The organism is Neobacillus sp. MER 74, from assembly GCF_023714155.1.
The window spans coordinates 336617-360396 of record NZ_JAMAUV010000001.1 but is presented as its reverse complement, the minus strand read 5'-3'; the positions used below and the strand labels follow the sequence as shown (position 1 = coordinate 360396).

The 23780-nt window shown below is 38.9% G+C and carries 23 protein-coding genes; 22 read left to right on the top strand and 1 reads right to left on the bottom strand.

What is annotated here, in order from left to right:
• The first annotated feature begins 1 nt into the window (after position 1).
• The 18 genes from M3610_RS01670 to spoVM all read left to right on the top strand — a co-directional run bounded on the left by M3610_RS01670 (position 2) and on the right by spoVM (position 18108).
• Entirely contained in the window at positions 2 to 2680 is a 2679-nt protein-coding gene (locus M3610_RS01670) for a calcium-translocating P-type ATPase, SERCA-type (protein WP_251456138.1), read from the top strand.
• A 106-nt stretch (positions 2681 to 2786) separates the two neighbouring features.
• Positions 2787 to 3662 carry a YicC/YloC family endoribonuclease gene (locus M3610_RS01665; protein WP_251456726.1) on the top strand — a complete coding sequence of 292 codons (876 nt, stop codon included), beginning with the start codon at positions 2787 to 2789 and terminating at the stop codon, positions 3660 to 3662.
• 60 nt (positions 3663 to 3722) lie between these two features.
• Positions 3723 to 3986, top strand: coding sequence for an extracellular matrix/biofilm regulator RemA (gene remA, locus M3610_RS01660; protein WP_026566410.1), 264 nt, complete (start codon positions 3723 to 3725; stop codon positions 3984 to 3986).
• Between the two features lie 11 nt (positions 3987 to 3997).
• Entirely contained in the window at positions 3998 to 4612 is a 615-nt protein-coding gene (gene gmk, locus M3610_RS01655) for a guanylate kinase (protein ID WP_098572744.1), read from the top strand.
• Position 4613: 1 nt separating this feature from the next.
• Positions 4614 to 4832 (top strand): DNA-directed RNA polymerase subunit omega, encoded by a 219-nt coding sequence (gene rpoZ / locus M3610_RS01650; RefSeq protein ID WP_098572707.1) that lies wholly within the window; start codon positions 4614 to 4616, stop codon positions 4830 to 4832.
• Between the two features lie 75 nt (positions 4833 to 4907).
• Positions 4908 to 5141, top strand: a complete 234-nt coding sequence (locus tag M3610_RS01645) for a hypothetical protein (protein ID WP_251456136.1) — start codon at positions 4908 to 4910, stop codon at positions 5139 to 5141.
• Positions 5142 to 5223: 82 nt separating this feature from the next.
• Entirely contained in the window at positions 5224 to 6447 is a 1224-nt protein-coding gene (gene coaBC, locus M3610_RS01640) for a bifunctional phosphopantothenoylcysteine decarboxylase/phosphopantothenate--cysteine ligase CoaBC (protein ID WP_251456725.1), read from the top strand.
• A complete protein-coding gene (priA, locus tag M3610_RS01635; RefSeq protein WP_251456134.1) occupies positions 6434 to 8845 on the top strand; it encodes a primosomal protein N' in 2412 nt (803 codons plus the stop codon). Before coaBC ends, priA begins: the two co-directional genes overlap by 14 nt.
• 113 nt (positions 8846 to 8958) lie before the next feature.
• A complete protein-coding gene (gene def, locus M3610_RS01630; RefSeq protein WP_251456132.1) occupies positions 8959 to 9444 on the top strand; it encodes a peptide deformylase in 486 nt (161 codons plus the stop codon).
• A complete protein-coding gene (fmt, locus tag M3610_RS01625; RefSeq protein WP_251456130.1) occupies positions 9441 to 10379 on the top strand; it encodes a methionyl-tRNA formyltransferase in 939 nt (312 codons plus the stop codon). The genes def and fmt overlap by 4 nt, the downstream gene beginning before the upstream one ends.
• Positions 10380 to 10381: 2 nt before the next feature.
• Entirely contained in the window at positions 10382 to 11731 is a 1350-nt protein-coding gene (gene rsmB, locus M3610_RS01620; protein ID WP_251456128.1) for a 16S rRNA (cytosine(967)-C(5))-methyltransferase RsmB, read from the top strand.
• 3 nt (positions 11732 to 11734) lie between these two features.
• Positions 11735 to 12826 (top strand): dual-specificity RNA methyltransferase RlmN, encoded by a 1092-nt coding sequence (gene rlmN, locus M3610_RS01615; RefSeq protein WP_098572713.1) that lies wholly within the window; start codon positions 11735 to 11737, stop codon positions 12824 to 12826.
• 5 nt (positions 12827 to 12831) lie between these two features.
• Complete coding sequence (locus tag M3610_RS01610) at positions 12832 to 13590, top strand: Stp1/IreP family PP2C-type Ser/Thr phosphatase (protein WP_251456724.1); 759 nt, start codon at positions 12832 to 12834, stop codon at positions 13588 to 13590.
• Positions 13587 to 15569 carry a Stk1 family PASTA domain-containing Ser/Thr kinase gene (gene pknB, locus M3610_RS01605; protein WP_251456126.1) on the top strand — a complete coding sequence of 661 codons (1983 nt, stop codon included), beginning with the start codon at positions 13587 to 13589 and terminating at the stop codon, positions 15567 to 15569. Before M3610_RS01610 ends, pknB begins: the two co-directional genes overlap by 4 nt.
• Before the next feature lie 88 nt (positions 15570 to 15657).
• On the top strand, positions 15658 to 16539 hold the full coding sequence (rsgA, locus tag M3610_RS01600; RefSeq protein WP_251456124.1) for a ribosome small subunit-dependent GTPase A: 882 nt from the start codon (positions 15658 to 15660) through the stop codon (positions 16537 to 16539).
• 2 nt (positions 16540 to 16541) lie between these two features.
• Entirely contained in the window at positions 16542 to 17186 is a 645-nt protein-coding gene (rpe, locus tag M3610_RS01595) for a ribulose-phosphate 3-epimerase (protein ID WP_098572716.1), read from the top strand.
• 56 nt (positions 17187 to 17242) lie between these two features.
• Positions 17243 to 17890 carry a thiamine diphosphokinase gene (locus tag M3610_RS01590; protein WP_251456123.1) on the top strand — a complete coding sequence of 216 codons (648 nt, stop codon included), beginning with the start codon at positions 17243 to 17245 and terminating at the stop codon, positions 17888 to 17890.
• A 134-nt stretch (positions 17891 to 18024) separates the two neighbouring features.
• A complete protein-coding gene (spoVM, locus tag M3610_RS01585) occupies positions 18025 to 18108 on the top strand; it encodes a stage V sporulation protein SpoVM (protein WP_035445740.1) in 84 nt (27 codons plus the stop codon).
• Positions 18109 to 18276: 168 nt separating this feature from the next.
• Here spoVM and rpmB read toward each other — a convergent pair whose 3' ends face one another.
• The gene (rpmB, locus tag M3610_RS01580) at positions 18277 to 18465 is read right to left on the bottom strand and encodes a 50S ribosomal protein L28 (protein WP_026566424.1); all 189 of its coding nucleotides are present in this window, start codon (positions 18463 to 18465) and stop codon (positions 18277 to 18279) included.
• Positions 18466 to 18749: 284 nt separating this feature from the next.
• Here rpmB and M3610_RS01575 point away from each other — a divergent pair, with 284 nt between their 5' ends.
• From M3610_RS01575 to fapR, 4 genes are all read left to right on the top strand, one after another.
• Positions 18750 to 19112: an Asp23/Gls24 family envelope stress response protein gene (locus M3610_RS01575; RefSeq protein ID WP_026566425.1), complete on the top strand. Its 363-nt coding sequence runs from the start codon at positions 18750 to 18752 to the stop codon at positions 19110 to 19112.
• A gap of 36 nt (positions 19113 to 19148) precedes the next feature.
• The gene (locus M3610_RS01570; protein ID WP_251456122.1) at positions 19149 to 20831 is read left to right on the top strand and encodes a DAK2 domain-containing protein; all 1683 of its coding nucleotides are present in this window, start codon (positions 19149 to 19151) and stop codon (positions 20829 to 20831) included.
• Between the two features lie 184 nt (positions 20832 to 21015).
• Positions 21016 to 23064 carry an ATP-dependent DNA helicase RecG gene (recG, locus tag M3610_RS01565; RefSeq protein ID WP_251456723.1) on the top strand — a complete coding sequence of 683 codons (2049 nt, stop codon included), beginning with the start codon at positions 21016 to 21018 and terminating at the stop codon, positions 23062 to 23064.
• Positions 23065 to 23204: 140 nt separating this feature from the next.
• Positions 23205 to 23771, top strand: coding sequence for a transcription factor FapR (fapR, locus tag M3610_RS01560; protein WP_251456121.1), 567 nt, complete (start codon positions 23205 to 23207; stop codon positions 23769 to 23771).
• The last annotated feature ends 9 nt before the right edge of the window (positions 23772 to 23780 follow it).

Below are 23780 nucleotides of genomic sequence, written 5' to 3'. Positions count from 1 at the left end.
GATGAAATTCCATGAAATGAAGATAGATCAAGTAGAAAAGGCCCTAGAAACCGACTTTTCTTCTGGATTATCGCAGGAAGAAGTAAAAAAACGGGTGAAGCTGCACGGTCTAAATGAATTGGACGAAGGAGAAAAGCAATCGGCTTTACTCTTATTTTTTAGTCAATTTAAGGATTTTATGGTCTTAGTGCTGCTTGCTGCTACACTGATATCTGGGTTGCTTGGCGAATACATTGATGCCATTGCGATTATCGCCATCGTCATTATTAATGGCTTTCTAGGCTTCTTTCAAGAAAGAAGAGCGGAGAAATCACTCCAGGCTTTAAAGGAATTATCTGCTCCCCAAGTTTCAGTGCTTCGGGATGGACAGTGGATCAAGATCCCATCGAAAGAAATTGTTATTGGCGATGTTTTGAAGTTTACTAGCGGGGACCGAATTGGTGCAGATGTTAGGGTAATTGAGTCAAATAGTTTAGAGATTGAAGAATCGGCCCTAACCGGTGAGTCTGTTCCTGTTTCTAAACATACCGAATCATTAGCTAATCCAAACCCAGGAATAGGTGACATGGAGAATATTGCCTTTATGGGTACGATGATCACGAGGGGAAGCGGTGTTGGGGTCGTCATTGCAACAGGAATGAAAACAGCTATGGGGCAAATTGCAGATTTACTTCAAAATGCACAGACTCAGGAAACACCATTACAGCGGCGCTTAGAACAATTGGGGAAAATTTTAATAACTGTCGCATTGTTGTTAACTGTTCTGGTGGTAGTGGTTGGTGTTTTAAGGGGACACGACATCTATGAGATGTTTTTAGCAGGTGTTTCACTTGCTGTTGCTGCCATTCCGGAAGGACTCCCAGCGATTGTCACAGTAGCATTATCACTTGGTGTCCAAAAAATGATTAAGAAAAATGCGATTGTTAGGAAGCTTCCGGCGGTTGAAACACTTGGTTGTGCATCGGTCATATGTTCAGATAAAACAGGAACAATGACGCAAAACAAAATGACCGTTACTCACCTTTGGAGCGGGGGGCAAACCTGGACTGTAGATGGGGTCGGTTATCAACCCCAAGGAAATTTTTATAGAAATGAACGAAATATTAATCCTAAAGATGAAAAAGCACTTCAGCAGATGCTGATTTTTGGGATGTTATGTAACCATTCAGATTTAGTTGTCAGGGATGATGATTATTTTCTCGATGGAGATCCAACTGAAGGAGCACTTTTAGTAAGTGCCATGAAAGCAGGCTTTGATCGTCCTAAATTATTAGATGAATTTACAATTATTAAAGAATTCCCATTTGATTCTGCTCGTAAAATGATGAGTGTGCATGTAAAAGACAAGCAGGGGCGGAATTTCATTGTCACCAAAGGGGCACCAGATGTCCTATTAGGAATTAGTGAATCAGTCCTTTGGGACGAGAGAACGCAATTTTTAAATAAAGAAACACAGTCCAAAGTACAAGAGGCTATAAACGGCCTTGCGTCACAGGCTCTTCGAACGATTGCGATTGCCTTTAAACCAATCCAGGCTAACACCGTCATATTAAGTGAGCATGAGGCGGAGAAGAATCTAACCCTAATTGGTATCCAAGGAATGATAGACCCGCCAAGACCGGAAGTGAAAAAGGCGGTCAAGGAATGTAAGGAAGCAGGCATAAAAACAGTTATGATAACCGGTGACCATGTGATCACAGCGAAAGCAATTGCCTCCCAACTTGGAATCATAACCAATAAGAGTAAGGTCATTGATGGAAATGCCTTATCTCAAATGTCTGTCGAAGAATTGGAAGAAGTCGTTAATGATGTTTCCGTTTTCGCCAGGGTATCGCCAGAGCATAAACTGAAAATTGTCAAAGCATTACAAAATCGCGGCCATATTGTTGCGATGACGGGTGATGGAGTAAATGATGCTCCAGCCATTAAAGCAGCTGATATTGGAGTGGCAATGGGAATAACCGGTACAGATGTTGCTAAAGAAGCATCTGCACTAGTTCTGTTGGATGATAACTTCGCCACAATTAAGGCTGCAATAGTTGAAGGTAGAAATATTTACGAAAACATTCGGAAGTTTGTCCGTTACTTATTGGCTTCCAATGTAGGCGAAATTTTGGTGATGTTGTTTGCGATGGTTTTAGCGCTTCCACTTCCATTGATCCCTATCCAAATTCTATGGGTTAATTTGGTAACAGATGGATTGCCAGCGATGGCACTTGGACTCGACCGACCAGAAGAAAATGTGATGAAACGTAAGCCGCGCAGCCCAGATGAAGGTGTTTTTTCGCGTGGGTTAGGCTGGAAAGTTGTATCGCGGGGTTTTTTAATAGGGGTTGTAACTTTGTTGTCCTTTATGGTTGTCTATCATAACGACCCAAGACAGTTGCAATATGCACAAACTGTTGCCTTTGCTACACTCGTAATGGCACAGCTCATTCATGTATTTGATTGCCGCAGTGAAAAATCGGTCCTTTCAAGAAATCCTTTTGGAAATCCATATCTTGTTTGGGCGGTGATATCGTCACTAGTATTGATGCTGGTTGTTATATATTACCAGCCGTTACAGCCAGTATTCCATACACTTCCGATCGCAGCAAAGGATTGGTTACTGATTGTTGGGTTATCATCGATTCCAACTTTTTTACTAGCTGGGTCATTTTTGTTAAGAAAAACAAAATAAAGTGTGTTATAATCCAAAAGGTAATAGATTCCACTCTATTACCTTTTGTCTTTTTTGAAAAATTTAGGGAGCAGATCAATTTTTCAGGAGATTGGATGTGCACAAAATGGTAACTAGTATGACGGGTTTCGGAAGAGCTAAGGCAGAGTCAGATCTTTTCTCTGTAAATGTAGAAATAAAAACAGTGAACCACCGTTTTTGTGAAATGAATATCCGAATGCCCAGGCAGCTATTAAAAATAGAAGATCGTTTGAAAAAGAAACTAAGTCAGTATATCCGCCGTGGCAGAGTTGAAGTTTATGTCACCTTAGAGGGTGAAGGAAGTGTAACCCGAAAAGTCCATGTTGACTGGAAACTCCTGGATGAATATTCTCAAATTATCGAGCAGGTACGTGAAAAGTATCATGTTGAAGGAATAGTCACACTTCAGGATTTACTTAGTCGAAGTGAATTCTTACATATTGAAGAAAGTGAAATCGGCAATGATGAGCTGGAAAGGCTAGTTCTAGAAGCAACAGAGGAAGCAGCCAATTTGTTAAGACAAATGCGATTGGCAGAAGGAGAAGAATTAAAAAAGGATTTGCTCGCTATCTTGTCACAGTTAGAAATAAATGTGCTGGAACTACAAAAATTCGCTCCCCTCGTTGTTCATTCATATAAAGAACGCTTAACAAAAAGGATGGAAGAATTCGTTAATGGGCAATTAGACGAAACTAGGATATTAACGGAAGTTGCCGTTTTTGCTGATAAAGCAGATATCAATGAAGAAGTTACCCGTTTAAAAAGCCATGTTCAACAGTTCTTGCATACCCTGCAAAGTATAGAACCAATTGGAAGAAAGTTGGACTTTATCGTTCAAGAAATGAACAGAGAAGCAAATACGATTGGATCAAAAGCAAATGACTCCAACATTGCTAAACAGGTCGTTGATATTAAAAGTTTGCTCGAGAAGTTGAAGGAACAGGTTCAAAATATCGAGTGAACCTTGTTTAGAAATGGTTTGAGACGGTCAAAATATATTATTAATGATTGGATGAAGACCATGTCGATTAAATTAATTAATATTGGATTTGGCAATATCGTTTCTGCCAATCGAATTATTTCAATTGTCAGCCCTGAATCTGCTCCAATAAAAAGAATTATTCAAGATGCCCGCGACCGTGGTGCATTAATTGACGCCACATACGGCAGACGAACGAGAGCAGTAATTGTTATGGATAGTGACCATGTTATTCTATCAGCTGTTCAACCAGAAACGGTCGCACACCGTTTAGCTGATCGTGATGAAATAATTGATGAAGGGTAGGATTTTTGAAAATGCAGGAAAAGGGATTGTTAATTGTGCTTTCTGGGCCATCTGGGGTTGGAAAGGGAACGGTACGGAAAGAGATTTTTTCACATCCGGATACAGCTTTTGAGTATTCCATTTCGATGACAACCCGCTCGCCGCGAGAAGGGGAGATTGATGGAATTGACTACTTTTTTAAGTCAAGAGAAGAGTTTGAACATTTAATCAAGCAGGAAAAGCTGTTAGAGTATGCCGAATTTGTCGGAAATTATTATGGTACCCCTGTGGACTATGTTCGTGAAACACTAGATGCCGGAAAAGACGTCTTTTTAGAAATTGAAGTAAAAGGTGCCCGTCAGGTTCGTGAAAAGTTTCCTGAAGGTTTATTTATATTCTTAATGCCGCCAAGTTTATCCGAATTAAAGAACCGGATTGTAACAAGGGGAACAGAAACTGATGACATTATCCAAAACCGGATGTTGTCTGCCCGTGAAGAAATTGAAATGATGGAATTATATGATTATGTCGTTGAAAATGACCAAGTGGAGCGTGCTTGTGAGCGTGTGAAAGCTATTGTCACTGCCGAACATTGCCGCAGAGAACGTGTGGAACATCGCTATAAAAAATTGCTGGAGGTTGAATAAGATGTTATATCCTTCTATTGATTCGTTGCTTGAAAAAATTGATTCTAAATACTCACTAGTGTCCGTGGCTGCCAAGCGTGCGCGGGTAATGTCCCAAGTTAAGGATGAAAGATTACCAAAATATGTTTCTCATAAGCATGTGGGTAAAGCACTTGAGGAAATTTATAGCGGTGAATTAACGTATCGGATTTCTAAAAAGGCAGATACACTTGCTGAATAATATATAATTATACGATTAAAATCATTAGAGAAGGCGTGACAAAAGGGATAAACCTTACGTGTCAGCCTTTTTTATTTGGCTGTATTAAAGGTTAATGTTGATTTTGATTTTGGCACTCTGTTGATTGGAGTGGAAGGCACGAAGACTCCTGCGGGAGTACGTGGCAGGGGAGACCCCGCAGGAGCAAAGCGACGAGGAGGCTTCCCGGCACGCCCGCGGAAAGCGAAGTGCCTGGAACGGAAATCAACAGACATGTTTAACTCAGCTTTTATTTTGGTGATTCAATATTTAGTGGATTTTGTCGAATGATGGTAGGTAAAAGATGAAAAATTGCATTCATTCTTGCATAATAAAAGAAAGACAAATGGATTAAGAAGCGAGGGAAGCGATGATGATGAAAGATAAAAAAATATTATTATGTGTGACAGGTGGAATAGCTGTCTATAAAGCAGCAGCACTAACAAGTAAGCTTGTTCAGACTGGAGCACAAGTAAAAGTAATTTTAAGTGAATCAGCTCAAAAGTTTGTTACCCCATTAACCTTTCAGGCATTATCTCGCAATGAAGTGCATGTTGATACTTTTGATGAAATCAATCCACGTGTCATTGCACATATTGATTTAGCAGATTGGGCTGATTTAATTCTAGTTTCTCCTGCTACGGCAAATACCATTGGGAAAATTGCGGGCGGAATCGCAGATAATATGATAACAACAACATTGCTTGCAGCCACCTCGCCTGTTTGGATTGCTCCTGCCATGAATGTACATATGTATGATCATCCTGCTGTGAAAAAAAACTTATCACTCTTAGCAGAATACGGTTATCAATTCATTGAACCTAGTGAAGGATATCTAGCCTGTGGCTATGTTGGAAAGGGACGATTGGAAGAACCGGAAAAAATTGTGGATATCATCAGAGAATATTTTATCAAGCAGGAGCACCAGCCCTTAAAAGGAAAAACTGTTGTAGTAACTGCAGGACCGACTCGTGAAAAAATTGATCCTGTTCGGTTTATTTCAAATCATTCGACCGGGAAAATGGGGTATGCTCTAGCTGAAGAGGCAAAGAGACAAGGGGCACATGTGGTATTAGTTTCAGGTCCGGTCAATCTTACAGCTTCTTTAGGAATCGAAGTGGTGAAAGTGGAAAGTGCGGAGGAAATGTACAACGCTGTTTTGGAATCTTACTCAAAAGCGGATGTTGTCATAAAAACAGCAGCCGTTGCTGATTATCGTCCGAAAATCACCTATGATCATAAGGTGAAAAAGCAATCGGGTGACTCGAGTATTGAATTGGAAAGAACAAAAGATATCCTGATGGAACTTGGAAAGAGAAAGAGGAACCAAGTGCTGGTGGGCTTTGCTGCTGAAACGGATAATGTGGAAGAATATGCTAGAAAAAAGTTAACTGCTAAAAACGCTGATATAATTGTCGCCAACAATGTGAAAGCGGAAGGGGCAGGGTTTGGGACGGACACGAATATTGTTACCCTGTATAAACGTTCAGGAAACGCAATCGAATTACCACTTATGTCAAAAAGTAATGTAGCAAAAATGATTATTGAAGAAATTACTTCCCTTTTAAAGGATATGGATGAAAATGGAGATAGCTAGTGTGATTGTGGATGTACCGACAAAGCAAACCGACCGGGCCTTCGATTATTTGATTCCAGAGCAGTTAAGCGAAGTCATCCAGCCTGGAATGAGAGTAATCGTTCCATTCGGTCCTAGAAAGATTCAAGGATTTGTCACCTCGTTAAAATCACATTCAGAATTTAAAAAGTTAAGAGAGATTATCGAACCTATGGAGCTCGAGCCTGTTTTAAACAAAGAATTATTAGAACTTGGCGATTGGCTGACCGAACATACACTTTGTTTTAAAATATTTGCCTATCAGGTGATGCTGCCTGCTGCATTAAAAGCAAAGTATGAAAAAAAAGTGCAACTGGCTGTGGGGGTACAACTGGCTGATTTAACAGAACCCCTTCAAGCTCTTTTTGAAAATAAAATAATGGTTGATTGGGAAGACGCATTAAAAAATGGAATGGTTCCCTTATTACAAAAAGAGGCAGCGAAAGGAAAACTGGAAGTTACATACATTGTTAAGGAAAAGGTCAAAAAGAAACAACTTAAGTTTGTTCGTCCAGTAGTTTCTGTTGCTGAATTAAAAGAGGTCCTTAAGAGCTTCCCCAAGAAAGCGGAAAAACAAAAACAAGTATTAAGTTATTTTGTCGATCATTTTGATCCTATCGAATTAAGACAATTGGTCGCTGAAATAAAAACGACATCCTCAACCATTAAAGCACTTGTGGAAAAAAAGCTCCTTATTGAGTATGACATGGAGGTTTATCGTGATCCATTTGAAGATAGGGCGTTTAAAAGAACAAAGCCATTACCATTAACCAATTCCCAACAAACTGCAATTGCGCCAATTCTAAACTCAATTGAATCCAATCGACATGAGGTATTTTTGTTGTACGGGGTAACGGGAAGTGGGAAGACAGAAATCTACCTCCAATCCATCCAAGAGGTGATTGAAAGAGGACAGGAGGCGATTGTACTTGTACCAGAAATTTCGCTTACCCCTCAAATGGTTAATCGCTTTAAAGGAAGATTCGGGGATTTAGTGGCTGTTTTGCACAGTGGTTTATCTGCAGGAGAAAAATATGACGAGTGGCGTAAGATTCAACGGAAGGAAGTAAAAGTAGCAGTTGGTGCTAGATCAGCAATTTTTGCACCATTTGAAAATTTAGGCATCGTTATCATTGATGAGGAACACGAAACAAGCTATAAGCAGGAGGAAATGCCTCGATACCATGCCAGGGATGTAGCCATCGAAAGGGCGAAAAACTATAACTGCCCAGTAGTACTTGGAAGCGCAACTCCATCGCTCGAATCATTCGCTAGAGCTCAAAAGAAGGTATATCATCTTTTATCACTTCCTACTCGGATGAATAATCAATCCCTGCCTTCAGTGGAGATCATTGACATGCGCGAGGAGCTTCGGAATGGAAATCGTTCGATGTTTTCAAGCAAGCTATTTGAGATGTTAAAAGACCGAATTGAAAAAAAACAACAATCTGTTTTATTTTTAAATAAACGTGGACATTCCTCTTTTGTGATGTGCCGCGATTGCGGGTATGTGATGAATTGTCCTAATTGTGATATATCGCTAACCTACCACCGTGTTCACGAACAAATGAAATGTCATTATTGTGGCTATGAAAGCCATGTGCTAAGGCAATGCCCGGAGTGCGCCAGTGAGTATATCCGCTATTTTGGGACTGGTACACAAAAGGTGGAAGATGAATTAGGAAAAATTCTTCCAGAAGCTAGAGTTATTCGTATGGATGTGGATACAACAGGTCGAAAGGGATCCCACGAACGATTATTGACCGATTTTCAAAATGGTAAAGCAGATATACTCCTCGGGACACAAATGATTGCAAAAGGCTTGGATTTCCCCAATATCACCTTAGTTGGTGTGCTTTCGGCTGATACTATGCTTCATTTACCAGATTTTCGCGCCTCTGAAAAAACCTTTCAATTATTAACTCAAGTAAGCGGAAGGGCAGGACGTCACCAGTTGCCAGGAGAGGTCATTATTCAAACCTACACTCCTGAACACTATAGTGTTGAGCTTGCCGGGACACAGGATTATGATCTCTTTTATCAACAAGAAATGATGATGCGAAAAACACATCATTATCCACCATTTTATTATCTATCATTGATCACTGTCAGTCATGAGCAGTTAATGACAGTCGTTACAGCTACAGAAAAAATTGTTAATTATGTTCGCTCTCAAGTTTCAAATGATGCCGTCGTTTTAGGACCGGCGGCCTCGCCAATTCCTAGGATTAATAATAGATATCGCTATCAATGTCTGATAAAATACAAGCGGGAACCGAACTTGACAAAAATGTTAAAAACCATTTTGGATCAATATCAAACAGATACAAAGAGTGGCTTACTGGTAACAATTGATGTGAATCCATTTATTTTAATGTAACCATCTTATTACCTGAGGCTGTAAAGGTTAATATTTCGCTTTTTTGGTGAAAATGTAAGCAATAAAAAATTTAATTACGCCTTTTTTTAAATGGCATTAATGGGGGAAACGATTTGCCAATCCTTAAAGTAGTTAATTATCCTGCTGAAATACTAGAGCAGGCTTGCAAGCCAGTAGTGAAGTTTGATAGAAAGCTGGCAAAAGTACTTGATAATATGTATGACACGATGATTGAATATGATGGGGTAGGACTTGCTGCCCCGCAAATTGGATTAGACCAACGCATCGCAATTGTTGATATCGATGATGAATTAGGGACAATAGAAATGATAAACCCAGTTATCTTAGAAACATCTGGTGAACAAACTGGACCAGAAGGTTGTCTAAGTTTCCCTGGCTTGTTTGGTGAAGTGACAAGACCCAATTTTGTTAAGATTGAGGCATTTGATCGTAAAGGAAGAAAATATACATTAGAAGCAGAGGGCTTTCTCGCGAGAGCAATTCAACATGAGATCGATCACCTTGATGGGATTTTATTTACAACAAAGGTGATAAGATATCTAGAAGAAGATGAGTTAAAAGGAGTAGAAGCTGAATGACCAAAATTGTTTTTATGGGTACTCCGGATTTTTCCGTGCCGGTTTTACAACAAATTATTAATGACGGATATGATGTCATTGGTGTAGTGACACAACCAGACCGACCAGTTGGCAGGAAAAAGATATTGACCCCCCCTCCAGTAAAGGTTGAGGCTTTAAAACATGATATTCCGGTCTTTCAGCCAGAAAAAATAAGTCAAGAACAAGAACTCGAAAAGATCCTATCATTGAAACCTGATTTAATTGTTACGGCCGCATTTGGTCAAATCTTACCCAATAAATTATTAGAAGCCCCTAAATACGGTTGTATCAATGTTCATGCATCCTTGCTTCCTGAACTTCGCGGCGGTGCTCCTATCCATTACGCTATTCTTCAAGGGAAACAGAAAACAGGTGTGACAATAATGTATATGGTTGAAAAATTGGATGCTGGAGATATTTTAACAAGCATTGAGGTTCCTATCACTGAAGAAGACAATGTTGGAACACTTTTCGCCAAACTAAGTGAAGCCGGAGCTAAATTGTTATCGGAAACCTTGCCGCTTCTATTGGAGGGCCGACTTACGCCAAAGCCGCAAAACCATGCCGATGCAACCTTTGCATCCAACATTAAACGAGAACAAGAAAAAATTAACTGGACAAGAACGGGTGAAGAAATCTATAACCATATTCGTGGATTAAACCCTTGGCCGGTTGCGTTTACCACCTTGAATGGTCAGGTGGTAAAGATATGGCGAGCTAATAAGCAAGCGGGGCAAAGGGGAATAGAACCTGGTACTGTCCTTAAGGTAGAATCAGATAGCTTCACTGTTAGTACGGGAAATGAAACAGCCATTAAAATCATTGAACTTCAGCCTTCCGGGAAATCAAAAATGCTGTGTGAACAATTCTTAAGAGGTTCTAAAATTTCAGTAGGCACGAGACTAGGAGAATAGCAATGACATCAACCATAAACAATGTACGAACCATCGCAATGGACATGTTAGTTGCTATTGAGAAAAATCAGGCATACAGCAATTTACTTCTTAATTCTACCATTGAAAAAAACGAACTTCCTGCAAAAGATGTCGGCCTCTTAACAGAATTAGTCTATGGGACATTACAGAGAAGAATGGCGCTTGACTATTTTTTAGAGCCGTTTGTCAAAGAAAATAAAAAGTTAGCAAATTGGGTTCACCATTTATTAAGGCTCACTCTATATCAAATGGTTTACCTTGATCGAATACCTGATAGAGCTGCAATTTACGAAGCAGTTGAAATTGCCAAAAAACGTGGTCATAAAGGAATCGGCAGTTTGGTAAATGGAGTTTTAAGGAGCATCCAAAGAGAAGGGCTTCCGTCACTTTCGGAAATCGCCGATCCCAATAAGCGGCTGGCACTTGAAACTAGTCATCCGGAATGGCTTGTTACCAGATGGGTGGCTCAATTCGGTTTTGATAAAACGAAAGAAATGTGTGAGGTCAACCTAACTGCACCATTGCAAACAGCTAGAGTGAACCTTACGAAAATTTCAAGAGACGAATGTATCTCCATTTTAGAAGAAGATGGGTTTCAAATCGAAAAAAGCCCGGTCATTCCTGAGGCCATTCGTTCGTTAAAGGGAAATCTGGCTTCAACTATTTCCTTCAAATATGGAATGTTTACCATCCAAGATGAAAGTTCGATGCTTGCAGCATATGCTCTAGGTGCATCGCCAAACGAATATATCCTCGATGCATGCGCGGCACCAGGTGGTAAAAGTACCCATATTGCTGAAAAAATGGATAATACAGGTGAAGTGATTTCAGTAGACCTTCATCAGCACAAGGTAAGATTAATCAATGATAATGCCAAACGGTTAGGGTTAGAAAATATTAAAACAAGTGTCTCTGATTCAAGAAATTTACAGGAAAAGTTTAAGCTTGAATCATTTGATCGAATTCTTCTCGATGCTCCGTGCTCCGGACTCGGTGTAATGAGAAGAAAGCCAGATATGAAATATACCAAAACAGAGATGGATATAAAGCGGCTAAGTACCATTCAACAAGACTTATTAACGTCCGTAACCCCGTTATTGAAAAAGGGCGGTATTCTTGTCTATAGTACATGTACAGTCGATAAAGAAGAAAATGAATATACAGTCAAGACATTTCTTGAGAACAACCCTGAATTCGAAGGGGATGTAACATTTAAAAGCCGGATGCCTGAAGCAATCCAGCCATTAATTACAGGTTTCGATTTACAGATATTCCCACAAGATATTGGGTCAGATGGATTTTATATAGCAGTATTAAGAAAGAGGGTGTAACAGTTGGAACAATTAAATACAACTGAGACAAACACAACAGCGGAAGTAAAGAAAAAATCAATTTATTCATTACAATTACAAGAATTAAAGGATTGGCTTTCTGAAAATGGTGAAAAGCCATTTCGTGCCGAACAGATCTTTGAATGGCTTTATAAAAAAAGAATTACATCTTTTGAGGATATGAGTAATGTCTCAAAGGGCCTTAGAGAAAAGTTAGAAAGTAATTTTGTACTAACTACATTAAATACGGCAATTCAACAAACCTCTTCTGATGGAACCATTAAGTTCCTTTTTGAACTTCATGATGGATATTCGATTGAGACTGTATTAATGCGTCATGATTATGGGAACTCCGTTTGTGTCACGACCCAGGTAGGCTGTCGAATTGGATGTACCTTTTGTGCTTCTACACTAGGCGGACTTAAAAGACACTTGGAGGCAGGCGAAATCGTTGCTCAAGTAGTTAAAGTCCAGCAAACACTAGATGAAACCGATGAACGGGTAAGCTCTGTTGTTATCATGGGGATTGGTGAACCATTCGATAATTATGATAATATGATGTCATTTTTAAAAATAATTAATCATGAAAAGGCGCTTAACATAGGAGCACGACATATCACCGTTTCAACAAGTGGAATTGTTCCAAAGATTTATAAGTTTGCCGATGAAGATACGCAAATTAACTTTGCGATTTCCTTGCATGCTCCAAATACAGAATTACGATCGAGGTTAATGCCGATTAACAAGGCGTATAAACTTGATGACTTAATGACGGCAGTAAGGTATTATATCGATAAGACAGGTCGCCGAATCAGCTTTGAATATGGTCTTTTTGGAGGAGTTAATGATTCAGTTGAGCATGCCGAAGAATTAGCTGAACTATTAAAAGGATTGAAGTGCCATGTGAATCTAATTCCTGTCAACTATGTTCCTGAAAGGGATTATGTACGGACACCAAGAGACAAAATTTTTGCTTTCGAAAAAACATTGAAAAACCGCGGAATTAATGTAACGATTCGCCGAGAGCAAGGTTCAGATATAGCTGCAGCATGTGGGCAACTTCGTGCAAAGGAGCGGAAAGAGGAGACGAGGTGACAAAAGTGAAAGCTGTTTTTAAAACGGACCAAGGAAGAGTTCGTCAGAATAATGAAGATAGTGGTGGTACTTTTGTAAATCGGGACGGACACCGCCTTGCCATCGTAGCTGATGGTATGGGCGGTCACCTTGCCGGTGATGTAGCAAGTAATATGACTGTTTCACATCTCCAGGAAATGTGGGAGAAGTCTGAAGGCATTCAAACGGCAGATCAAGCGGAAGCTTGGTTAAAAACGCATGTTCTTCAAGTGAATCAATTACTATATGACCATTCCAGAAGCCATGCAGAATGTGAGGGGATGGGCACAACAATTGAAGCGGTCATAGCTTCAGAGAATTTTACAACCATAGCACATGTTGGGGATAGTCGCTGTTATATTTTAAATGATTCGGGCTTCAAGCAGCTTACAGAGGATCATACACTTGTCAACGAATTGGTCAGAACGGGACAAATTACCAAGGAGGATGCGGAGCATCATCCAAGGAAAAATTGGATTTTAAGAGCATTAGGAACGGAACAAGATGTTAAAATCGATTTTAAAACAATCATGTTTGAAGAAGGTGACTATCTTTTACTATGCTCTGATGGGTTGTCCAATAAAGTAAATGAAAAAGAAATGATTCAAATTCTTCAAAATGAAGATTCACTTGAACAAAAGGCTTCTACATTAATTACCATGGCAAATGAGAATGGTGGAGAAGACAATATTACCCTAATTATTTTAGAATATGCTAATGATAATGAATTGGGTGATTATCAGTGATTATTGGGAAAAGAATAAGCGGCCGCTATAAAGTGCTTGAAATGATTGGCGGAGGCGGTATGGCAAATGTTTATTTAGCACATGATATGATTTTAGACAGAGAAGTTGCTGTTAAAATGCTACGCCTTGATTTTGTTAATGATGAGGAATTTATTCGCCGTTTCCATAGAGAGGCACAGTCTGCTACTAGTCTTACCCACCCCAATATTGTCAGTATATACGATGTAGGCGAAGAGGATTCTCTTTACTATATTGTAATGGAATATGTGAATGGGCAAACATTAAAGCAATACATAAACCAACATTCATCACTTCGTGTCGAAAAAGCTTTAGATATTATGATGCAATTAACTTCTGCCATATCTCATGCTCATCAAAATCATATTATACATCGTGATATTAAACCACATAACATACTTATTGATCGGGAAGGCAATGTAAAAATCACTGATTTTGGTATTGCTATGGCATTGAGTGCAACAAGCATTACCCAAACTAATTCGGTTTTGGGTTCAGTACACTATTTATCACCAGAACAAGCAAGAGGCGGTATGGCAAATAGGAAATCAGATATTTATTCGCTTGGGATTGTAATGTTTGAAGTTTTAACAGGGAGGCTTCCTTTCTCGGGGGAATCTGCCGTTTCGATTGCATTAAAGCATCTTCAATCAGAAACACCTTCTGTTAGAAGATGGAATTCAAATATTCCACAAAGTGTAGAGAATATAGTCTTGAAGGCAACTGCAAAGGATCCATTTCATCGTTATAATAGTGTTGATGAAATGGAAGAGGATATAAGAACAGCGCTTGATCCAGAAAGAATGAATGAACCTAAGTTTAACATTCCAATCGATGATGAAGCAACAAAGGCAATTCCCATTATTACCGATGATCGTCCGCATAAAAATCTGGATGAAACATTAGTCCATAGTACAGATAAAGTTGTCCAAACCAAAAAGGAGACACCTGAGAAAGAAAAAGAGACTAAGAAAAAGCGGAAAAAATGGCCCACTGTCCTCATTACAACTTTTCTTATCCTTACTGTTTTAGGGCTTTTAACTATAACCTTTTTACCTGGATTATTGGCTGCAAAAGATGTCAAAATCCCGGATATAAGCGGGATGGAATTAGATGAAGCCATTTCCAAACTTAATCTAAATGGTTTAGAGGTAGAGAAACAAATCGAAATTCCAGATGATGCGATTGATCAAGGTAAAGTTATAAAGACAGACCCTGAAATTGGCACAACGGTTAAGGAAAACACAAAAGTTACATTATATATTAGTACCGGCAAAGAAAAAATGGAACTATCCGATTATGTTGGAAGAATTTATGACGATGTTTTTCCTTTATTGGAAAATCGGAATTTTAAAGATATTAAGAAGACTGAGATATATGATGAAAGTGAACCAGGAACGATCCTTAGTCAAACACCCCCTGGTGGTGATAAAGTTGTCCCTGAAGATACTGAATTAAAGTTTGAAGTTAGTAAGGGACCAGAAACAATTATCCTAAAGGACCTAACACAATACACTTTAAAAAGTGCAGAGGACTATGCCTCCTTAGTAGGGCTTAAGATCGAGACCGAAGAAAAATATGATGACAAAGTTCCTGCCGACATGGTGATTTCACAAAATCCAAAACCTAAAACAGAAATGAATAAAGGTGATACGGTAACCGTTATTATTTCAAAAGGTAAAGAAGAAAAGCCCCCAAAAACGGTAGTGAAGGAAATATCCATTGAGTATGAACCGACCGTTCCAGTTTCCGGTGAACCTATTCCTAAGCAGGAAGTTCTTATTTACATCGAAGATATGAATCACAGTATGACGGAACCGGCAGAAACCTTTTTTATTACCGAAACAACCAAAAAACAAATTGAATTAACGATACCTTATGGCGGAAAAGGCGGCTACAAGATTATTCGAGACAGAAAAGTCATAGCGGAGGATGTAATTAACTATTCTGAAACAGAATAATCAATATTACGAAGCTCTATTTATGATTGATTACGAAAATTTTAATATCAAAAATGAGTGGTCTAATTGAAAGGCAAGGAGTGTGGCTATGCCGGAAGGAAAAATTGTTAAAGCACTAAGCGGATTCTATTATGTACTGGGTAACAATAAGTTAATTCAATGTCGTGGAAGAGGGGTATTTCGAAAAAATAAAATTACCCCTCTTGTGGGGGACGAGGTTGTTTTTCAAGCTGAAAATGATTTGGAAGGATATATTATGGAAGTTAAAACTCGAAAAAATGAGTTAATTCGTCCGCCAATCGCAAATGTTGACCAGGCCATTCTAGTGTTTTCAGCTGTTGAACCAGAATTCAGTACTGTCCTATTAGATCGATTCCTAGTCCTAGTTGAATTTAATCGGATCGAACCGCTTATTTGTATTACCAAAATGGATCTTACCAACGAAGATGAGCAAAGGATGATTAAGGATTATGCTGAGCAATATACAGCAGCAGGATATAAAGTAATCCTGACTTCTTCCGAAACAGAAGCAGGAATTGAACTGTTAAATCCGCATGTCGATAATAAAATTTCTGTTTTTGCCGGTCAATCTGGTGTTGGGAAATCATCGTTACTGAATGTCCTTAGACCTGACCTTGAGTTAAAGACAAATGATATTTCATCGCATCTAGGCAGAGGAAAGCATACGACCAGGCATGTGGAATTAATTAAGATTGGCAATGGACTAATAGCAGATACGCCAGGCTTTAGTTCATTGGAATTTACCAATATTGAAGCTGAGGATTTAACTTTTTGTTTCCCTGAAATTCAAACAGCTAGTGAAAATTGCAAATTCCGAGGCTGTTTGCATGTAAGTGAACCTAAATGTGGTGTGAAACAGGCGGTTGACTCAAATGAAATCCCAGCATATCGTTATGAACATTATTTGGACTTCTTACAGGAGATAAAAGATAGAAAGCCGAGGTACTAAACATGGTTAAAATAGCACCATCTATACTTTCAGCTGATTTTTCGAAATTAGGTGAAGAAATTTTAGCAGTGGAAAAAGGAGGAGCTGACTACATTCATATTGATGTCATGGATGGCCACTTTGTTCCTAATATTACGATTGGACCCCTGATTGTTGAAGCGATTCGTCCAATCACCAAACTGCCACTTGATGTACACCTTATGATTGAAAACCCTGATGAATATATTGAGGCATTTGTTAAAGCCGGTGCTGATTATATTACTGTCCATGTAGAGGCCTGTCGTCACTTACATCGCACGATTCAAAATATTAAATCCTTTGGAATTAAAGCGGGTGTAGTTTTAAACCCTGCTACCCCTGTGGAATCCATTCAACATATAATTGGTGAAATTGATATGGTCTTATTAATGTCAGTCAATCCAGGGTTCGGAGGGCAAAAATTCATACCTGAGGTTCTTCCAAAAATAAGAAAAGTAAAAGAAATGGCAGAACAAAAAAGTTTAGACATAGAGATTGAGATTGACGGCGGTGTTAACTCAGAAACGGCAAAGCTTTGCTTGGACGCAGGTGCAAATGTTCTTGTGGCAGGCTCAGCTATTTATAATCAAGAAGATTATGCGAAGGCAATTTCGCTGATAAGAGGTTAATGGGAAAGCCAGCTTACGTGCTGGCTTTTTGCATATTGTAAAAAAGGAGAACTTTTATGATTATCAATATTGTGGCCGGAGGCCCTGAAGACCATTTGCCAGATTTAACGGAGTACTTAGTAAATGATGTAATTTGGGTAGGTGTCGATCGAGGGGTTTATCATTTATTACAAAGAAATATTTCTCCCTCTATTGCTTTTGGTGATTTTGATTCTGTGACATCAGATGAGTTAATATTTATTGAAGACCGTGTTACAGAATTGAAAAAATATAGACCGGAAAAGGATGAAACGGATATGGAGCTTGCCCTTAATTGGGCCCTTAAACAGCATCCAAGCGCCATTCGTATATTTGGGGCAACTGGTGGCAGATTGGATCATTTATTTGCGAATGTTCACCTATTGCTCACACCGATCCAAGAAAAAAATGAAGTGGATATTTGCATAATTGACCGTAATAATATCGTTTTTATTAAGGAAGCAGGCAGTTATAAGATTGAAAAAATGGATTCAAAAAAATATATTTCTTTTGTTCCTGTAACACTAAATATCCAAAATCTCACCTTAGAAGGCTTTAAATTCCCTTTGAAAAATCGTCATATTTCAATTGGTTCAACACTATGTATTAGTAATGAACTTATTAGTGATTATGGTACTTTTTCATTTTCGGAAGGCATATTAATAGTGATAAGAAGTCATGATTAATATGTTTTAGTAACTAACTCAGAATGGTGCCTACAATGTTTTTGGTACTGATTTCGTTCGTTTGAATAAAATGGTAGGGCGTTCGAAAAATGTTGAGTTGAAATAAGCTGGGGAGATTTGTGAGGAGGGACAGTATGAAATTTTATACAATTAAACTGCCGAAATTTTTAGGCGGACTTGTCCGTGCGATGATTGGAGCGTTTAAAAAGAACGAATAGCATAAGTATATATGATGATATCGTTTTACAATGGCACCCGTTTAATATGGGTGCTTTTTATTTTGTTAATTGGGGATACTATACAAATGGTTTCCTGGAGAGGAGAGAAAGCTTTTTTATATAAAAAGAAAAGACACCCTTATCGGATGCCCTTTCTAAACGGTTTTATTAAACGCGTTCTACTTTACCGGATTTCAACGCTCTTGCAGAAACCCAAACACGCTTAGGCTTTCCATCAACAAGAATACGTACTTTTTGTAGGTTAGCACCCCATGTACGCTTGTTTGCGTTCATAGCGTGAGAACGTGCGTTACCAGTTGTTGTTTTCTTTCCTGTTACAACACATTGACGTGGCATAATGATTTCCCTCCTTAACTACCAAAAGCTTTATACAGCAATCTTTAAGATCCTCATCTGGAAAAAGAAAATTGTTTGAACAAATTTTCTAGACTTGAGATACCTTAATAATTTATCATACAACTTATTTGATTGCAATAGTTACCTTTCAAGAAAAAACACTTGACATCACATTTTATATTAAGCTGTTATAGTAAACAGACAGGAATAACTTTCAATATTGCAATGACTATAGTAAAATGACTATAGTCAAGGAGCAATTTTTTCAGGAGGGGGAACGATTCATGTCCATTGAATTAAAAACAAAGTTCGGACAAATTGATATTTCTAACGAAGTAATCGCGACCATTGCCGGAGGAGCGGCGATTGAATGTTATGGAATCGTCGGTATGGCCTCAAAGAACCAAATTAAAGATGGAATTACGGAAATACTACGTAAAGAAAATTTCACTCGGGGCGTGATTGTCCGCCAAGAGAATGAAGCATTACATATTGATATGTATATTATTGTTAGCTATGGAACAAAAATTTCCGAAATTGCCCACAACGTGCAATCAAAGGTTAAGTATACCCTCGATAAGACTGTTGGACTTGCCGTTGACTCGGTCAATATTTACGTTCAGGGAGTTCGAGTGACGAACCCGTAAGTTTGTGTTACGAACTCTCGTAGAGGAGGAAAGTTTGTGTCAATAACAGCTTTAGATGGAAAACGTTTTGCCGAAATGGTGATTCAAGGTGCCAATCATTTGTCAGCAAATGCAAAAATGGTTGATGCTTTAAACGTTTTTCCCGTGCCCGATGGTGATACTGGAACTAACATGAATTTATCGATGACATCCGGGGCAAAGGAAGTAAAGAATAATGTTCAAGACCATATTGGAAAAGTAGGAGCAGCCCTTTCTAAAGGATTGCTAATGGGAGCGCGCGGCAATTCAGGTGTAATCCTATCGCAGTTATTCCGTGGTTTTTCAAAGGCGGTTGAAACGAAAGCGAAAATCTCAGGGACTGAGTTTGCTGAAGCCCTTGAAGCTGGAGTAGAGACAGCCTATAAAGCAGTAATGAAGCCTGTTGAAGGAACCATTTTAACTGTCGCCAAGGATTCTGCTAAAAAAGCCATCCAAGCTGCCCAGCATTCAAACGACGTCATTGTGATTATGGAAGAAGTTTTAAAAGAAGCAAAAGCTTCATTGAAACGCACTCCGGACCTGCTTCCAGTTTTAAAGGAAGTTGGCGTGGTTGACAGTGGCGGTCAAGGTCTTGTATTTGTGTACGAAGGTTTTCTTGCAGTCCTAAAAGGAGAAAAGCTTCCTGATACACCTACAGCAGCTCTTTCGATGGATGAGTTAGTCAATACTGAACACCATAAAAGTGTCCAAGGACATATAAACACAGAAGACATTGAATTTGGGTATTGCACTGAATTTATGGTGAGATTTGAACAAGAAAAGACTGCAAAACATCCGTTTGATGAAGGTGTTTTCAGAAACGACCTTAGTAAATTGGGCGATTCTTTATTGGTTATTGCGGATGAGGATGTTGTAAAAGTTCATATTCATTCCGAACAACCAGGAGAAGTACTAAGCTATGGACAAAAGTATGGAAATTTAATTAATATGAAAATAGAAAATATGCGTCAACAACATACCAATATTGTTGGCGAGCACAAAAATGGACCAGTTACAGACCGTGATAACTCAGCAAAGGAACAGCAAGAATACGGAATTGTTGCCGTATCCATGGGCTCCGGGATTGCAGATTTATTCAGAAGTATTGGCGCACATGCAGTGATTGAAGGCGGACAAACGATGAATCCGAGTACGGAGGATATCGTCAAGGCAGTGAAAGAAGTAAATGCTAAAAAAGTATTTATCTTACCGAATAATAAAAACATCATTATGGCAGCTCAGCAGGCCGCAGACGTTTCTGAAGAGGATATTTATGTGATCCCTTCCAAAACGGTTCCGCAAGGACTATCAGCTTTGTTAGCGTTCAATCCATCTGCTGGTCTTCAGACGAATGAAGACTCTATGAATGGTGCGCTAAAACATGTGAAAACTGGTCAAATCACCTTTGCTGTTAGGGATACCCAGATTGATGGCTTAGAAATCGAGAAAGATGATTTTATGGGTATTGCTGAAGGAAAAATCGTTGTTAAAAACAAGGACAAAGGCAAAGTTGCCGAGGACCTGCTTTCACAAATGCTGGATGAGGATTCAGAAATATTAACCATCATTTATGGGGAAGACATTAACGAGGAAGATGTAAACCAGCTTTCAAAATATGTGGAAGAAAATTATGGAGATATTGAAGTGGAAATCCATAATGGTGGTCAGCCGTTATATTCATATATCTTTTCAATTGAATAATGAAAAGCTAAAATAGAAGGGAGCATCCCTTCTTTTTTTGTGCAAAAAAGTAAGAGGAACAATCCGAAAATAAAAACAGGTTTAACAATCATCAACACTAAGAAAAACTGGGCAGGGAGGGTTGGCGGCAGTGCCGACAGGTCATAAACTGGAAGCTAGGACCTTCGGTATACCGCAAAGTAAAGTGAATCCACATCTTAATCAATCAATAACCGTCATAAAGGGAATTGGTGAAGAAACTGCTGAAATTTTTTCAGAAATGAAAATCTTTACGATAAAAGATTTATTAGAGTATTTTCCTTATCGTTATGAAGATTACCGCCTCCGGGAAATAACTGAGGTGCAGCATGAAGAGAAAGTAACAGTGGAAGGGAAGGTTCACAGTGAGCCTTCTCTTAGCTATTTTGGCAGGAAAAAATCAAAACTTATGTTCCGGCTTTTTGTTGGAGCGCATTTGATTAAGGTAGTCTTTTTCAACCAACCCTATTTAAAAAATAAAATTATCATCAATGAAACCATTACGATCACAGGGAAATGGGATGCCCATCGGCAAACGATCACGGCAAATGAGATGCAGATAGGAACAAATTCAAAAACAAAAGATTTTGAGCCCGTTTATTCGTTAAGAGGGAAATTAACGACAAAGGGAATACGGAAATTTATTAGCATTGCTTTTCAACAATATGGAGATTTTATTGAAGAAACACTACCCATTGCTTTTTTAAAAAAATATCGATTACTTGATAGGCAGGCAGCATTCAAAGCCATGCACTTTCCAGACAGCCAAGAAGAGGTGAAACAGGCGAGAAGGCGTATGGTTTATGAAGAATTTCTTTTCTTCCAATTAAAAATGCAGGCATTAAGGAAATTTGAACGCGAGCATTCTCCTGGAGTTTGCCAAAACTATGATGTAACAAAAGTAAAGGAATTTATTAATAGCCTGCCTTTCCCGTTAACAAATGCCCAAGCACGGGTGGTCAATGAAGTATTAGCAGAATTAAAATCACCACTTCGTATGAATCGATTGCTGCAAGGAGATGTTGGTTCGGGAAAAACAGTGGTTGCCGCTATTGGCTTGTATGCCAGTGTTACTGCAGGTTTTCAAGGAGCGCTTATGGTGCCGACAGAAATATTGGCAGAGCAGCATGCGGAAAGCTTAAAAAGTATGTTAGAGCCATTTAATATCAGATGCGAGCTTCTGACGAGTTCGATAAAGGGGAAGCGAAGAAAAGAAATCCTTTCCGAACTATCAGAAGGGAATGTTGATATTTTAATTGGTACTCACGCACTAATTCAGGATGAGGTCACCTTTAAGAGGCTTGGTTTTGTCATCACGGATGAACAACATCGCTTTGGCGTGGAGCAGCGAAGAGTACTGAGAGAAAAAGGAGAGAATCCAGACGTTTTGTTTATGACGGCGACTCCAATCCCACGGACACTCGCGATAACGGTTTTTGGTGAAATGGATGTATCAATCATTGATGAGATGCCAGCTGGAAGAAAAACGATAGAAACCTATTGGGCCAAACCAGAAATGCTTGAACGGGTTCTGGCTTTTGTTGAAAAAGAATTACAAAAAGGCCACCAAGCCTATGTTATTTGTCCGCTCATTGAAGAATCAGAAAAGCTTGATGTTCAAAATGCAATTGACGTGTACAATACCTTAAGTCATTATTTTCAAAACCGATTTAAAGCGGGCCTTATGCATGGCCGATTAAGTTCAGAAGAAAAGGACTCGGTAATGAAGGCATTTAGTGCGAACGAAGTACAGGTACTAATTTCAACGACCGTTGTTGAGGTGGGAGTAAATGTGCCGAATGCGACCATGATGGTCATTTATGATGCTGAAAGGTTTGGACTTTCACAGCTTCACCAGCTGCGTGGCAGAGTTGGACGAGGCAGTGATCAATCCTATTGCATATTGCTGGCAAGTCCAAAATCAGAAGTGGGCCAGGAACGCATGCGAATCATGACCGAAACGAACGATGGTTTCGTATTAAGTGAAAAAGACCTAGAGCTTAGAGGGCCAGGCGACTTTTTTGGCAGAAAACAAAGCGGGGTTCCTGAATTTAAGGTCGCAGATATGGTTCATGATTATCGAGCCCTTGAAACTGCACGAAATGATGCAGTGATGTTGATTCAGTCTGAAGCATTTTGGAGAGACCCAGAATATCATTACCTAAGAAATATCCTCGATGAATCAGGCGTATTAGAAGGGGAAAAACTAGATTAAACCAAACTTTTTCTTCTTAATGGGTTCTTTTTTGGAAAAAGCAGAAGGTCTGAATAAAAACTAATTCTTGCAATCTGCTTTTTCAAATTTTATACTACTATTAGTACCTAGTCATAAGATCGCGGACGGTGTAATTATACATGAGAAAAAGTAAAAAAGAGAGACAACAATTGTTGACCACGACAATTAAAGATAATCCTTTTATTACAGATGAAGATTTAGCAGAAAAATTTCAAGTAAGTGTGCAAACCATTCGTCTTGACCGTTTAGAATTATCAATTCCAGAACTTCGTGAACGGATTAAGACTGTAGCTGAGAAACGATTTGACGATGAAGTCCGCTCATTACCGCTTGAAGAAGTCATTGGTGAAATTATTCATATAGAATTAGATCAGAATGCCATTTCGATTTTTGATGTAAAAAAAGAGCATGTCTTTATACGAAATAACATTGCACGTGGCCATCATGTATTCGCTCAGGCTAATTCATTAGCAGTAGCTGTAATAAATGATGAACTGGCGCTAACAGCAAAAGCGAATATTCAATTTAACCGTTTGGTAAAACTGAATGAGCGGGTTATTGCAAAAGCTAAGGTTACAAAAATTGATCGGAATCAAGGTAGAACGAGTGTTGAAGTAACAAGTTTTGTTAATAATGAACTTGTTTTTACCGGAGAATTTGAAATGTACCGTTCGAAAAATCGGTAGAGGATGAGG

What these genes read in the sequence shown, in the direction of transcription:
- rsgA (WP_251456124.1), top strand. Translation starts at nt 15,658, where the DNA reads ATGCCGGAAGGAAAAATTGTTAAAGCACTAAGCGGATTCTATTATGTA.
- fapR (WP_251456121.1), top strand. Translation starts at nt 23,205, where the DNA reads ATGAGAAAAAGTAAAAAAGAGAGACAACAATTGTTGACCACGACAATT.
- rpe (WP_098572716.1), top strand. Translation starts at nt 16,542, where the DNA reads ATGGTTAAAATAGCACCATCTATACTTTCAGCTGATTTTTCGAAATTA.
- remA (WP_026566410.1), top strand. Translation starts at nt 3,723, where the DNA reads ATGTCGATTAAATTAATTAATATTGGATTTGGCAATATCGTTTCTGCC.
- rpoZ (WP_098572707.1), top strand. Translation starts at nt 4,614, where the DNA reads ATGTTATATCCTTCTATTGATTCGTTGCTTGAAAAAATTGATTCTAAA.
- M3610_RS01590 (WP_251456123.1), top strand. Translation starts at nt 17,243, where the DNA reads ATGATTATCAATATTGTGGCCGGAGGCCCTGAAGACCATTTGCCAGAT.
- M3610_RS01670 (WP_251456138.1), top strand. Translation starts at nt 2, where the DNA reads ATGAAATTCCATGAAATGAAGATAGATCAAGTAGAAAAGGCCCTAGAA.
- M3610_RS01665 (WP_251456726.1), top strand. Translation starts at nt 2,787, where the DNA reads ATGGTAACTAGTATGACGGGTTTCGGAAGAGCTAAGGCAGAGTCAGAT.
- M3610_RS01575 (WP_026566425.1), top strand. Translation starts at nt 18,750, where the DNA reads ATGTCCATTGAATTAAAAACAAAGTTCGGACAAATTGATATTTCTAAC.
- rsmB (WP_251456128.1), top strand. Translation starts at nt 10,382, where the DNA reads ATGACATCAACCATAAACAATGTACGAACCATCGCAATGGACATGTTA.
- spoVM (WP_035445740.1), top strand. Translation starts at nt 18,025, where the DNA reads ATGAAATTTTATACAATTAAACTGCCGAAATTTTTAGGCGGACTTGTC.
- coaBC (WP_251456725.1), top strand. Translation starts at nt 5,224, where the DNA reads ATGATGAAAGATAAAAAAATATTATTATGTGTGACAGGTGGAATAGCT.
- priA (WP_251456134.1), top strand. Translation starts at nt 6,434, where the DNA reads ATGGAGATAGCTAGTGTGATTGTGGATGTACCGACAAAGCAAACCGAC.
- rpmB (WP_026566424.1), bottom strand. Translation starts at nt 18,465, where the DNA reads ATGCCACGTCAATGTGTTGTAACAGGAAAGAAAACAACAACTGGTAAC.
- gmk (WP_098572744.1), top strand. Translation starts at nt 3,998, where the DNA reads ATGCAGGAAAAGGGATTGTTAATTGTGCTTTCTGGGCCATCTGGGGTT.
- fmt (WP_251456130.1), top strand. Translation starts at nt 9,441, where the DNA reads ATGACCAAAATTGTTTTTATGGGTACTCCGGATTTTTCCGTGCCGGTT.